The sequence below is a fragment of the Lutibacter sp. genome (assembly GCF_033723435.1).
In the GTDB taxonomy this organism is placed as follows: Bacteria; Bacteroidota; Bacteroidia; order Flavobacteriales; family Flavobacteriaceae; genus Lutibacter.
In genome coordinates, this window is the sequence record NZ_JAWVXC010000001.1 from 497339 (window position 1) to 511265 (window position 13927).

At 28.7% G+C, this 13927-nt stretch carries 14 protein-coding genes; 7 read left to right on the plus strand and 7 right to left on the minus strand.

Translation table 11 applies throughout. The annotated features are described in order from the left end of the window. Positions 1-56: 56 nt before the first annotated feature. Positions 57-467, minus strand: a complete 411-nt coding sequence (locus R3342_RS02290; protein ID WP_318938046.1) for a 6-pyruvoyl trahydropterin synthase family protein — start codon at positions 465-467, stop codon at positions 57-59. 7 nt (positions 468-474) lie between these two features. Next, entirely contained in the window at positions 475-993 is a 519-nt protein-coding gene (gene idi, locus R3342_RS02295) for an isopentenyl-diphosphate Delta-isomerase (RefSeq protein WP_318938047.1), read from the minus strand. A gap of 190 nt (positions 994-1183) precedes the next feature. Here idi and R3342_RS02300 point away from each other — a divergent pair, with 190 nt between their 5' ends. The 3 genes from R3342_RS02300 (at position 1184) to R3342_RS02310 (ending at position 3932) form a co-directional block, all read left to right on the plus strand. Beyond that, the gene (locus tag R3342_RS02300; protein ID WP_318938048.1) at positions 1184-1762 is read left to right on the plus strand and encodes a YceI family protein; all 579 of its coding nucleotides are present in this window, start codon (positions 1184-1186) and stop codon (positions 1760-1762) included. 69 nt (positions 1763-1831) lie between these two features. Then, a complete protein-coding gene (locus tag R3342_RS02305; RefSeq protein ID WP_318938049.1) occupies positions 1832-2278 on the plus strand; it encodes a MarR family winged helix-turn-helix transcriptional regulator in 447 nt (148 codons plus the stop codon). 67 nt (positions 2279-2345) lie between these two features. Continuing rightward, positions 2346-3932: a peptide chain release factor 3 gene (locus R3342_RS02310; protein WP_318938050.1), complete on the plus strand. Its 1587-nt coding sequence runs from the start codon at positions 2346-2348 to the stop codon at positions 3930-3932. Between the two features lie 25 nt (positions 3933-3957). On the opposite strand, the gene R3342_RS02315 is transcribed toward R3342_RS02310, so the two are convergent. Both R3342_RS02315 and R3342_RS02320 read right to left on the minus strand, forming a co-directional pair. Next, a complete protein-coding gene (locus R3342_RS02315; RefSeq protein WP_318938051.1) occupies positions 3958-4389 on the minus strand; it encodes a DUF2846 domain-containing protein in 432 nt (143 codons plus the stop codon). Between the two features lie 48 nt (positions 4390-4437). Next, on the minus strand, positions 4438-5799 hold the full coding sequence (locus R3342_RS02320) for a pyridoxal-phosphate dependent enzyme (RefSeq protein ID WP_318938052.1): 1362 nt from the start codon (positions 5797-5799) through the stop codon (positions 4438-4440). 236 nt (positions 5800-6035) lie between these two features. On the opposite strand from R3342_RS02320, the gene R3342_RS02325 reads away from it, so the two are divergent. Next, positions 6036-6245, plus strand: coding sequence for a hypothetical protein (locus tag R3342_RS02325; RefSeq protein ID WP_318938053.1), 210 nt, complete (start codon positions 6036-6038; stop codon positions 6243-6245). Positions 6246-6250: 5 nt separating this feature from the next. On the opposite strand, the gene R3342_RS02330 is transcribed toward R3342_RS02325, so the two are convergent. Then, complete coding sequence (locus R3342_RS02330; protein ID WP_318938054.1) at positions 6251-7486, minus strand: ABC transporter permease; 1236 nt, start codon at positions 7484-7486, stop codon at positions 6251-6253. Between R3342_RS02330 and R3342_RS02335 the strand changes: the two genes are divergently transcribed. Continuing rightward, positions 7486-8700 carry a DUF1343 domain-containing protein gene (locus R3342_RS02335; protein ID WP_318938055.1) on the plus strand — a complete coding sequence of 405 codons (1215 nt, stop codon included), beginning with the start codon at positions 7486-7488 and terminating at the stop codon, positions 8698-8700. The two genes, R3342_RS02330 and R3342_RS02335, sit on opposite strands and share 1 nt — an antisense overlap. A 441-nt stretch (positions 8701-9141) precedes the next feature. Here R3342_RS02335 and R3342_RS02340 read toward each other — a convergent pair whose 3' ends face one another. Both R3342_RS02340 and R3342_RS02345 read right to left on the minus strand, forming a co-directional pair. Continuing rightward, the gene (locus tag R3342_RS02340; RefSeq protein ID WP_318938056.1) at positions 9142-9525 is read right to left on the minus strand and encodes an HU family DNA-binding protein; all 384 of its coding nucleotides are present in this window, start codon (positions 9523-9525) and stop codon (positions 9142-9144) included. A 384-nt stretch (positions 9526-9909) separates the two neighbouring features. Further along, positions 9910-10407: a YkgJ family cysteine cluster protein gene (locus tag R3342_RS02345; RefSeq protein WP_318938057.1), complete on the minus strand. Its 498-nt coding sequence runs from the start codon at positions 10405-10407 to the stop codon at positions 9910-9912. A 73-nt stretch (positions 10408-10480) separates the two neighbouring features. Between R3342_RS02345 and R3342_RS02350 the strand changes: the two genes are divergently transcribed. After that, on the plus strand, positions 10481-12004 hold the full coding sequence (locus R3342_RS02350; RefSeq protein ID WP_318938058.1) for a serine hydrolase: 1524 nt from the start codon (positions 10481-10483) through the stop codon (positions 12002-12004). A 53-nt stretch (positions 12005-12057) separates the two neighbouring features. Further along, positions 12058-13833, plus strand: a complete 1776-nt coding sequence (argS, locus tag R3342_RS02355; protein ID WP_318938059.1) for an arginine--tRNA ligase — start codon at positions 12058-12060, stop codon at positions 13831-13833. Positions 13834-13927 lie beyond the last annotated feature (94 nt).

Below are 13927 nucleotides of genomic sequence, written 5' to 3' on the forward strand. Positions count from 1 at the left end.
AAAAATAAAAATCATTCTAAATTGTTTGTATAATAATTTAGAATGTTTTTATTAACTTAATCTCCTGAATAACTTACAAAGTTTCTAGGTGTTTCATATAAAGTAATAGAAAGCTCTAATTTTTTATCAATTTTAGCGCGTAATTTATTCCAAATTACCACTACTATATTTTCAGCTGTAGGATTGAGTTCTTTAAATGCTTCTACTTCTTCGTTTAAGTTTTTATGATCAAACTTTTCTTCTATTTCAGTTTCAATTAATTTTTTTAAAATTTTCATATCCATTACAAATCCTGTTTCTGGATGGATTTCACCTTTAACAGAAACTATTAATTCATAATTATGCCCATGATAATTAGGATTAGCGCATTTGCCAAATACTGTTGCATTTCTGGCATCTGTCCAATCTGAATTATACAATCTATGCGCTGCATTAAAATGTGCTTTTCTATTAACGGTAACTTTCATAACTATTTTAAGTATTTAAAAAACTATAATATTTAGCAAATATAATTTTAAACCATTCGGTATATACATCAGGGTTTGCTTCTATATCATTTTTAACATCTTCTAATTTCATCCATTTAAAACGCTCAACTTCTTCCCTATTTATAACAGGATTTTCATTATAACTTCCAACCATAACGTGGTCTAATTCATGTTCCGTTAAGCCATTATCAAAGGGAGCTTTATATATAAACGAAGTTTTTTCTTCTAACTCACAAACAAACCCCATTTCTTCTTGTAAACGTCTTTTACCAGCTTCAATATTAGTTTCTCCATCACGTTGGTGACTACAACAAGTATTTGTCCATAATAATGGGGAATGGTATTTATCCGCTGCACGTTGTTGTAATAATAATTCATTATTATCATTAAAAACAAATACCGAAAAAGCTCTGTGTAATACTGCTTTTTCATGCGCTTCCATTTTAGGCATTAAACCTATTTGCTCATCTTTTTCGTTTACTAATATAACTTGTTCTTCTTTCATTTTATAAAATATTTACAAATTTACAATTTTTAAGCTTGGGATTAAAATTTAATTTTAAATCATAATATATTGATTTACAATTATTTAATAAACTAAAAATAAAATACTTATAAAATTTATTATTTATATGTTGCAACATATAATGTTTTAACATATATTTGCAAAGTACTAATAATTAAAACAATTAAAAATGAAAAAAATAAGTTTATTATTCGCACTATTAGCAGTTACGTTTGCAAGTGCACAAACCGTTTGGAATTTTGATAAAGCACATTCTTCTGTGCATTTTTCCGTAAAACATATGGTAATATCCGAAGTTGAAGGTCAGTTTACCAAATTTGATGGAGATATTAAAACCACTAAAGATGATTTTTCCGATGCTAAAATTAATTTTACTGTAGCTATAAACAGTGTATCAACAGATAACGAGAAAAGAGATAATCACTTAAAAGGTGCTGACTTTTTTGATGTTGCAAAATATCCTACCATGACCTTTGTAAGCACAGCAGTTGAAAAAGTTTCTGATGGAATTTACAATTTAAAAGGTAATTTAACCCTACATGGCGTTACTAAACCAATCACTTTAAAAATGACCTATGGTGGTACAATTAAAGATCCTTGGGGAAACACAAGAGCTGGTTTAAAAGTATCAGGTACCATAAATAGAGTTGATTTTGGTTTAAAATATAATTCAACCATGGAAGCTGGCGGATTACTTATTGGTGAAGATGTAAATATTTCTTGTAAAGTAGAGTTAATAAAAAAATAATTTTATCCTGAATGCAAACTATTTAAATTAATAGTTTGCATTTGTTTATATTATCTAAATTTAACACTTATGAAAATTGAAGAAGAAATTCAAAGTAAATTCAGAAATGAATATTCAAAAGCACGAGTAAATCTTCATTATACAGAAAATTATCTTACTAACCAGCTCAATGATATTTTAAAACCTTTTAAATTATCCCCTACTCAGTTTAATGTACTTCGAATTTTAAGAGGACAATACCCTAGTACTTCTAGTATAGGTTTGGTAAAAGAGCGTATGTTGGATAAAAACTCTGACATAAGCAGAATTGTGGATAGAATGCATGCAAAAAAACTAGTAATTAGAAAAGAATGCAAACAAGATAGAAGACAAAAAGACATATTAATTACACAACTAGGATTAGATATTTTAGCAAAAATTGACAAACAAGAAGATGACCTTGATGCTAAAATTCATCATTTATCCTTAAATGAAATAACCCAACTAAACAACCTTCTCGATAAAATTAGAGGTTAATATTCTATTCTTTTGGAATTGGCTATTCATCTATTTAGCCATATATTTGCACCTCAAATTTTTGTACATGACTTTTTTAGAAGAGATACAACGCAGACGTACTTTCGGAATTATTTCGCATCCCGATGCTGGTAAAACTACCTTAACAGAAAAACTATTACTATTTGGTGGTGCCATACAAGAAGCTGGTGCAGTAAAAAATAATAAAATAAAAAAAGGTGCTACTTCCGATTTTATGGAAATTGAACGCCAGCGTGGTATTTCAGTTGCAACTTCGGTATTAGCATTTATCTATAAAAATAAGAAAATCAATATATTAGATACTCCTGGTCATAAAGATTTTGCAGAAGATACTTTTAGAACTTTAACGGCTGTAGATAGTGTTATAGTGGTAATTGATGTTGCAAAAGGTGTAGAGGAACAAACAGAAAAATTAGTAGAAGTTTGTAGGATGCGTAAAATTCCTATGATTGTTTTCATTAATAAATTAGACCGTGAAGGTAAAGATGCATTTGATTTATTAGATGAAGTAGAACAAAAATTAGGGCTGCACGTAACTCCATTAAGTTTCCCAATTGGTATGGGATACGATTTTAAAGGGATTTATAATATTTACGAAAAAAAAATAAATCTATTTTCTTCTGAAAATAAACAAACGGTTACCAAAGGAATTGAATTTACCGATATTTCTACTCCTGAATTAGATGATATTATTGGAAATAAAGCAGCAAATACATTACGTGAGGAATTAGAATTAGCTACAGAAGTTTACCCTAAATTTGATAAAAATGAATATTTAGAAGGAAACCTACAACCTGTATTTTTTGGATCTGCTTTAAATAATTTTGGCGTAAAAGAACTATTAGATTGCTTTATAGAAATTGCACCTTCTCCACAACCAAAAATGGCAGATGTACGTTTAGTAGATTCTAAAGAAGAAAAACTAACTGGATTTGTGTTTAAAATTCATGCAAATATGGATCCAAATCATAGAAACAGATTAGCTTTTGTTAAAATTGTTTCTGGTACTTTTAAACGAAATGAACCTTATTTACATACTCGGTTAAATAAAAAAATGAAGTTTTCTAGTCCAAATGCTTTTTTTGCAGAAAAAAAACAAATTGTAGAAGAATCATTTCCAGGGGATATTGTTGGTGTACAAGATTCTGGAAATTTTAAAATTGGAGATACATTAACCGAAAATGAAGTTTTAAATTTTAAAGGAATTCCTAGCTTTTCACCAGAACATTTTAGGTATGTAAATAATGCCGACCCATTAAAATACAAACAGCTATACAAAGGTTTAGATCAATTAATGGATGAAGGAGTAGCTCAATTATTTACCCTAGATATTAACGGAAGAAAAATAATTGGTACAGTTGGAGCTTTACAATACGAAGTTATTCAATACCGTTTAGAACATGAATATGGTGCCAAATGTACTTACGAAAACTTACCTGTGCATAAAGCTTGTTGGGTAGAACCTGAAGATGAAAAAAATGAGGAGTTTAAAGATTTTAAACGTGTAAAACAACGTTATTTAGCTAAAGACAAACAAGGTCAATTGGTGTTTTTAGCAGACTCCGCTTTTACTATTCAAATGACTCAAAGTAAATACCCAACTATAAAATTCCACTTTACAAGTGAGTTCTAACTCTTTATAAGTACTTAACTATTGTTTAGAGGCATTTTTTATCCTCTTTTAATTTTTTCATTTTATTAAGTGCCGTATTTTTAGTTATTTCTTCACAATAAATATTATTGATTAAAATACCTGTTTCAAATACAATTTGAACATAGGTAATTTCTCCTGGTTTTACTTCAACTTCAAATTTTTCAGCACGTTCTTTAGATTTTTTACCTCCAAATTGAACTGAGCAGCTATGTTTTCCAACCGGAACTTCATGTATAGAGTATCTTTTATTATTTAATTTGCAAACAAATTTACCATCTATAAAGGTTTTAAAAGCACTTGCCGAGCCCATAAATCCTGTTGAACGAATAAAGCAAATTTTACCTGTATTTTCGCTATTTAAATCAGCGTTTTGTGCGGTTACATTTATATTTATACCAAAAGATAAAATAAAAATTATTAGATATATTTTTTTCATTTTATTTATTTTTTATAGTATAAATTTAAATATTACATCTTAAATAAACTACTGAATAGCATTAATTATATCGTTTTTAGTAATAATTTGGTAGTTTCCATCTTCTAAATCTACTAAAACAGCACTATTATCTTTATTAATTAACTTTGAAATAGCATCAATAGAAGTATTTTTTTTAACTATTGGAAATGGTTCACTCATTACATTTTTAACTGGTGTGCTTGCACTTTCCTTATCATTAAAATAAAGCTTAAATAAATCACTTTCATCTACAGAACCAACAAAACCTGTAACATCAACCACTGGTAGTTGCGATATATCATTTGCTCGCATTCTATCTATAGCATGGAATACTAACTCTTCTGTTTTAACGGTAATAAGTGGTGCATTAATATGCTCTTTAACTAAATCTAAAGCAACTACTTTTTCACTATCTAAAAATCCGCGTTCACGCATCCACTCATCATTGTACATTTTTCCAACATATCTACTTCCATGGTCATGGAATAATACCACAACTACATCATCTTTGGTAAAATGCTCTTTTAATTGTAATAATCCTTTTACTGCTGATCCTGCTGAATTACCACAAAAAATACCTTCTTCCTTGGCTAATTTTCTTGTATAAACTGCTCCATCTTTATCGGTTACTTTAGTAAAACCATCAATTACACTAAAATCCACATTTTTAGGTATAATATCTTCTCCAATACCTTCTGTGATATACGAATAAATTTCATTTGGATCAAAAATACCTGTTTCGTGATATTTTTTAAAAACAGAGCCATAGGTATCTATTCCCCATATTTTTATATTCGGATTTTTTTCTTTTAAATATTTTCCTATTCCTGAAATTGTTCCACCTGTACCTACTCCTACAACAAAATGAGTAATTTTACCTTTAGTTTGTTCCCAAATCTCTGGTCCTGTTTGCTCATAATGCGCTAACGAATTAGAAGGATTATCATATTGATTTACGTACCAAGAATTAGGAGTTTCCGTAGCTAATCTTTTAGAAACAGAATAATACGAACGTGGATTTTCAGGTTCCACATCGGTAGGACAAACAATTACTTCTGAGCCAACTGCTCTTAAAATATCCATTTTTTCTTTGGATTGTTTATCGCTAATTACACAAATCAGTTTATACCCTTTAATGATCGCTGCCAAAGCTAATCCCATACCTGTATTTCCAGATGTTCCTTCAATAATGGTTCCTCCCGGCTTTAACAATCCTTGCTTTTCTGCATCTTCAATCATTTTAACTGCCATTCTATCTTTAGCAGAGTTTCCTGGGTTAAAAGTTTCTAACTTAGCTAATACTAAAGCATCTATATCTTTTACAATGGAATTTAATTTTACTAAAGGTGTATTACCAATAGTTCCTAATATATTTTGTGCGTAATTCATATTATTATTTGAGGTGGCAAAGATAACAAGTAATTATAATTTACGAAATATTAAAATCTGTAAATTTTGTTATTTTAACATCTTAATTAAACCTATCTGTTTGATTAATAATATATTATTTATATATTAGCTGCAATTATTTATCCCTACAAATAATTGCTAATATTTTAGAAACAATTTAATAATTGTTTTCCCCACTAAAGTTAATTTAATTACTAATATTAAGATTGTTTATTATGAAATTTAAATTACTTTATTTAACTATTGTTGCTTCATTCTCTTTAAACTTTTTCATTTTAAAACCTGATAGTCACAAAGTAGAATTAGATTCTGTATTCCATCAGAATACAAAAATTACTCAAACAGAAAACATTACTTTACCTTTAAAAACTCCAGTGCATAAAAAATATTTAGAAAAAAATGGAACTATTCTTCCTACTAAATAATGTTGTTATTCAAATTTTATAGATTTTGATGGATTTATTTTTGTTATAATTATGGAAGGAATTAATAACATTAATAAACATAAAATTAGGGTACCTAAATTTAAGAGTAAAATATAATTAAAACTTATATATATTGGTACTTGATTTACGTAATAGGTATTTGGATTTAAGGTAATTACTCCTCCATATTTTTGAACAATTAACAACAATAATCCTATTAAATTACCCCAAAATAATCCCTTTAAAATGATATAAGTAGCATTGTATAAAAATATTTTTCGAATACTTTTATTTGGAGAACCTAACGCTTTTAAAATTCCTATCATTTGGGTACGCTCCAGTATTAAAACTAATAATGCAGTAATCATATTAATACCTGCAACCAAAATCATGATAGTAATAATCAAATAAATATTATTATCAAATAAACCTATCCATTCAAAAATAGCAGGATATTTTTCTACAATATTTTCGCAATTTAAAGTAGAATCAATTTGCTGATATATTTCTTTAGTTTTAGGTATTATATTGTCAAAATTATTTAGGATAATTTCAAAACCTCCAACATCGTCTGCATTCCATCTGTTCATTTTTTGAATGTGCTTAATATCCCCAATAACATAATTCTCATCAAACTCTTGAAATCCAGAATTATAAATACCAACCACTTTTACCACTCTAATCCATGGTGCTTTTGAAGGATTATCTTTTACAAATAAAATATTAAATTCGTCTCCTAAATTTATATGTAATCTGTTTGAAATTTCTTCTGAAATTAAAACTTCATTAGATACTTTTCCATTGTAATTTGGCAACTTTCCTGCTACTAAATAATCTTTAAAAAAACTCCAATTATAATCGCTAGAAATTCCTTTAAAAATAATTCCCTCAAAATCTGTTGGCGTTCTAATTATCCCAGCCTTTGTCGCGTATACCTGAATATTATTTATGCCAGTAATAGATTTAAACTTAGGATAAAACTTTTGCTTTGTAGAAACAGGTTTTAAAGTTATTTTGGAATTATTATTGTCAAAATTTGTAATTTGTATATGACCATTAAATCCTGCTATTTTTTCACGAATTTTTTTTTGCAAACCAATACCTGTAGCAACAGAAATCATCATAATAATTATACCTATTGCTATAGCAATACTTGCAATTTTTATTATTGGTGATGATATACTACTTTTATACCGCTTTGTAGCGATAATCCGTTTGGCAATAAATAATTCGTAATTCAATGTTTTTAATTTCTAAATTCTTCAAAAATACATATTTCTTACTGTTTTATTTATTATTTTTTAGTTTGATTTCCTGCGGACAAGAATTAACTAAAAAAATAAATTCTGTAAACAGCCAACCAATTAAAACAGGAGCGCAACAAACCCAATTATATGTTCCATTTTTACAAAATAAAAACATTGCTATAGTTGCCAACCCAACTTCGGTAATCATTAAAAGTAGAAGTAATTATACACATTTAGTGGATAGCTTATTAGCCTTAAATATTACCATAAAAAAAGTTTTTTCACCAGAACACGGATTTAGAGGAACTGCAGATGCTAGCGAACTTGTAGCCAATAATACGGATGCTAAAACAGGGTTACCAATTGTATCGCTTTACGGTAAAAATAAAAAACCAACTAACGAACAATTAGACGGTATTGATTTAGTAATTTTTGATATTCAAGATGTTGGTGTTCGTTTTTACACCTATATTTCCACGCTACATTATGTAATGGAAGCATGTGCCGAAAATAATATTCCGCTTATGGTTTTAGATAGACCAAATCCAAATGGGTTTTATGTAGATGGACCAACGCTAGACATAAAATATAAAAGTTTTGTAGGAATGCATCCTGTACCATTAGTTTATGGAATGACCATTGGCGAGTACGCTAAAATGATAAATGGCGAACATTGGTTAAAAAACGGCATACCATGCAATTTAACAGTTATCCCTTTAAAAAATTACACACACCAAAGTCATTACTCTTTACCTATTCGCCCTTCCCCTAACTTACCTAATGATAAAGCGATTAATCTTTACCCAAGTTTAGGTTTTTTTGAAGGTACTATTATTAATGCTGGTAGAGGAACTGAAAATCAATTTCAACAATATGGAGCGCCATTTTTTCCAAAAAGTGATTTTAGTTATACTCCCAAACCAAATTTTGGAGCTAAACATCCAAAGTTTGAAAACAAATTATGCTATGGCGTATCTTTAAAAAATGTTCCTAAATTAAACTATATAAACATTAAGTGGCTAGTTGATGCTTATACTAAAACGCCTAAAAACAAACTTTTTTTTGGAGCTACATTTACAAAACATGCCGGAAATACCTTGTTAGAACAACAATTAAAAAAAGGTTTGTCTGCAAAAGAAATTCATAAATCATGGCAACCAGCCATTAAAAAGTTTAAAAAAATAAGGGCAAAGTATTTAATGTATTAATTTAAATAAATTAAATAATTTTTTAGCAAATTGGACCTTTTTATTAATTTTTAAAGTTTAATAGTTATCTTCCACTACCTGAAAATAAATGTTAAAAACATTGTTGAACTCAAATCTGTAAATTACTTTTACACTATGAAATAAACGATTGGCTGGAACCAATCAGGGTTTCTATTAAAACTATTGCTCAAAAAAAGTGGTGCTAGCCGTTTTATTTTGAGCTTTTTTTTGTAAAAAAAAATAACTTATCCATTAAAAAATAATACTAAGCAATTTGTTCAAATTGCTAGAGCAGTTTATGCAACTCTCCTTAGCAATTTAAATAACTTAACCGTTATATTTAAAAAAATCGCTAAGTTAATTTTTAATTAATCCACATAAAAAAACCCTGACAGCTGGAACTATCAGGGTTTCTACTAAAACTAAATTAAAAAAAGGGTGCTAGCCGTTACTTAATTTAAATTCAACATTGGCAAGCATTTTACGCAACGGTTTTGCTGGCCTAAAATTCAAATGGGCACTTCGTACCGTATTACCACTAACCTCATCGGCAAGTTCCATACCATTAGAGCGAACTCCAATTTGAAAACTACCAATATTGTCAAGTTTCACAATTCTACCTTGATTCAACTCATCAATAATAAAAAACTGCAAGGCTTTCAGTACTGCGTAACAATCTGATTCGCGTACCGTACTGTGGTTAGACACTAAATATGCCAAACGCTCTAAATCTGCCGTCCCATCGGCAATAGCATGTGCATAAAATTTTGGTTGAGCAGCCGCATCTAATGGGTTTGCTCTAGGAATGGCTTTTATTTTAACCATATTTCTAAAAATTAAATAATTATACCCTTTGGGGGCAGTAATAAAACTATTTTATTACCATACGAAGATAACATAAGTATGAATTTTAAGATTTTGTGTTCTCTTTTTGTTTTACACAATGTAATGTTGAAAACTAATGCATTTGTTCCAAAAAAGAAGTAATTTTACTTCTTTTTTTTATTATTTTCGCAAACTTTTTTTAAATGTTTAATTATAAGTATATTTAAGTGTTATATAAATACTCTTAAAAATAAAGCTATGATTAAACGTACCCTATTTTTTGGTAACAAAACTTCACTAACTACTAAATTTGAACAATTACTTGTAAAAACAGAAGAACGTAGATGAAAAATCTTGAGTCTTGCTTCGGTGGGACTTACTTTTTTATAAAGGTACCTTTTCTTTCAATGCTTCTACAATATTAAAAACTGCTGGGCAAATTTCAGTATTTTTTAAAGTTAAATTAGTTAGCTGAATAAATTTTCTTCTATTAGTATGTGGATACTCACTACAAGCTTTTGGGCGTACATCATAAATAGAACAAGTATTATCTTGTAAATCTAAAAAAGTACAAGGAGCTGTTTTTAACACATAAAAATCATCTGCATCACGTTCTAAATAGTGTGCAATAAAATTAACAACCTTCATTTTTAAATGCTTTGCAATACGCTGAATATCTTTTTCAGTAAAAATTGGGCTTGTAGTTTTACAGCAATTAGCACAAGTTAAACAATCTGTTTTTTCAAATTCCTTAAAGTGTAAATCTTGCATTATTAAATCTAACTTTTTAGGAGTTCGCTTTTTTAATTTTGCAAAATATTTTTTATTCTCTACTAACTTATCTGCCGCTAAATTTGGTAATTCTTTTAAAAATTTATCCATAGTGCAAATATAAACAGTTAGGCTTGTAACTACTAAAAAAATATTTATTACATTCGTTTTCAAATCAAAAATCATGAAATTAAAATATTTATTTATAACGTTTGTGCTTACTTCAACACTTTTATTTTCACAAACAACTACACAATTAAAATCATTAGATGCTTATTTTGAAAAATCTTTAAAGGAGTGGCAAGTTCCTGGAATGGCAATTGCCATTGTAAATGCCGATTCTATTGTTTTTAGTAAAGGTTATGGCTATGCAAACATTGCTAAAAAAACGAAAGTTGATGCCAATACTTTATTTGCTGTTGCATCCAATTCAAAAGCTTTTACCGCTTCTTCTTTAGCGCAATTAGTAGAAGAAAAAAAATTAAAATGGACGGACAATGTTGTAGATTATATTCCTTATTTTAAAATGTATAATGATTATGTTACCAACCATTTTACTATTGAAGATTTACTTAGCCATCACAGTGGTTTAGTTACTTTTAGTGGCGATTTATTGTGGTATGCTACTACAAAAACACCCAAAGAAATTATTACAGCACAACAATATTTAAAACCTAAATACGAGTTTAGAACTACTTTTGGATATTCAAATATTGCTTTTTTAACTGCAGGTGAAGTTTTAACCAAAATTTCCGGAGAATCATGGCAAAATTATGTTACCAAACATTTTATTAAGCCATTAGGAATGAATAGAACACTAACTTCTACTTCTCAGCTTAAAAACACCTCCAATTATGCCACACCTTATTATTATAAAAATGGTGAAAACATAGCTTTAGATTGGGTTAATTGGGATAATATTGCTCCAGCTGGTGGAATTATTTCTTCTGCAAACGATTTTGCAAAATGGATTCAATTAAATATAAATAAAGGAACTGTAAATGGTAAAAAATACTTTTCAGAAACAAGTTTTAATCAATTAACTACACCACATACTAATTTTTCTGTACGCGATAATGATGAAAAAGTACATTTTAAATCGTACGGATTAGGATGGAGTTTACAAGATTATCAAGGTTACAAAGTAGTTTCACATAGTGGCGGTTATGACGGAATGATTTCTAAATCTTTTTATATTCCTGAAAAAAAAATAGGTGCTGTAATTTTAACCAATTCTATAAATTGGGTGTCCAGTGCTTTAACTAATAAAATTTTAGATGTTTTATTAACTGGTAAAACAGATGGAAAAGACTGGTCTGCTATGTACCTTTCTTACAAAAAAAAGCAGGATAGTGTTGCAAATGTTAAATCTAAAAAAAATGAAGATTTACGAAATAAACTTGATCCAAAAACTTTACCACTAAAAGATTACACAGGTATCTATAGAGATAAAATGTATGGTACGGTAACGGTATCTATTAAAAATAATGCGCTTTATTTTACAATGGACAAAACCCCTATTTTTTACGGTGTTTTAAAACATTGGAATGGATCTATTTTTACCATTAATTTTCCAAAACATTTAGCTTCATTACCAGAAGGAAAATTATGGTTTGATGTAGATAAAAATGGAGCCGTTTCAAAATTACATATAGATGTTCCTAATCCTGATTTTGATTTTACTGAATTTGAATTTATAAAACAGTAAAAACAAATTGTAATTTACTATTTTTGCACTTCAATTTATTACCTAATAGAATAATGCAAAAAATACTAGAACAGGCAGTTAAAAACGGTTTACAAGAAATTTATGGAGTTACTATTAATTCCGTTGAATTTCAAGCTACTAAAAAGGATTTTGAAGGAGATTTTACCATTGTGGTATTTGCATTTTTACGCTCTATAAAAGGAAATCCTGTAGAGATAGGCACAAAACTAGGGGAATATTTAGTTGAAAATGTTGCAGAAGTAACCCGTTTTAATGTGGTTAAAGGTTTTTTAAATTTAGTTATTAGCGATTCTTTTTTTATAAACAGTTTTAACGCTATTTATAAAACTAAAAATTTTGGGTTTGTAGCTCCAAATCCAAAAGATAAAGCAGTAATGGTAGAATATTCTTCGCCAAATACTAACAAACCGCTTCATTTAGGACATATTAGAAATAATTTATTAGGCTATTCTGTTGCTGAAATTATTGCTGCTGCAGGTAAAAAAGTTTATAAAACCCAAATAATAAACGATAGAGGAATTCATATTTGTAAAAGCATGTTAGCTTGGCAACGTTATGGAAATGGGGAAACTCCTGAAAGTACGGGTTTAAAAGGAGATAAATTAGTTGGCGATTATTATGTAAAATTCGATAAGGAATATAAAAAAGAAATTGCAACATTAATATCTGAAGGAAAAACAGAAGAAGAATCAAAAAAACAAGCTCCAATTCTTTTAGAAGCGCAAGAAATGCTACGTAAATGGGAAGCTGGTGATAAAAAAGTGGTTACGCTTTGGAAAACCATGAATCAATGGGTATTTGATGGTTTTGATGAAACGTATAAAGAATTAGGTGTAAATTTTGATAAAAATTATTACGAAAGTAATACCTACTTATTAGGAAAAGATATTGTTGCTGAAGGTTTACAAAAAGGCATATTCTACAAAAAAGAAGATGGTTCCGTTTGGATTGATTTAACCGAGGATGGTTTAGATGAAAAAATTGTATTACGTGCCGATGGAACTGCCGTTTATATGACGCAAGATATTGGAACTGCTATTGAACGTTTTAAAGATTTTGACCTTGAAGAGTTAGTATATACTGTTGGTAATGAACAAGATTATCATTTTAAAGTTCTATTTTTAATCCTATCAAAATTAGGATATAGTTGGGCTAAAAATTGTTATCATTTATCCTACGGAATGGTAGATTTACCTAGTGGAAAAATGAAATCAAGAGAAGGAACTGTGGTAGATGCTGATGATTTAATGTTAGAAATGACCGATACAGCTCGTACTATTTCTCAAGAGCTAGGAAAATTAGAAGGATATTCTGAGGAAGAAAAAGAGGTATTGTATAAAACCATTGGTTTAGGAGCTTTAAAATACTATATTTTAAAAGTAGATCCTAAAAAACGAATTTTATTTAACCCAGAGGAATCCGTTGATTTTGCAGGTAACACAGGTCCGTTTATTCAATATACTTATGCCAGAATTCAGTCCATTTTAAGAAAGGCCGATTTTGATTATAATACAACATTAGAAATTGGAGAATCGCCTTTACACGAAAAAGAACGCTCTTTAATTAAACAATTATTTTTATTTCCTGAAATTATTCAAAATGCAGCAGCCAATCATAGTCCTGCATTAATTGCTAATTACACTTACGATTTAGTAAAGGAATACAATTCTTTTTATCAAAGTGTTCCTATTTTAGGATGTGAAAATGAACAAGAAAAAATTAGAAGAACCCAACTTTCTAAAAAAGTTGGTGAAACTATAAAATCTGCATTTAAACTATTAGGAATTAATGTTCCTAAAAGAATGTAGTCAAAGGTTGAACAGGATATCGAAATCCTTTTAGTTATTTAAGATTAACTTTTAAAAATTAAAAATAATAAATACTTAAATTTGCAGTGTAAAC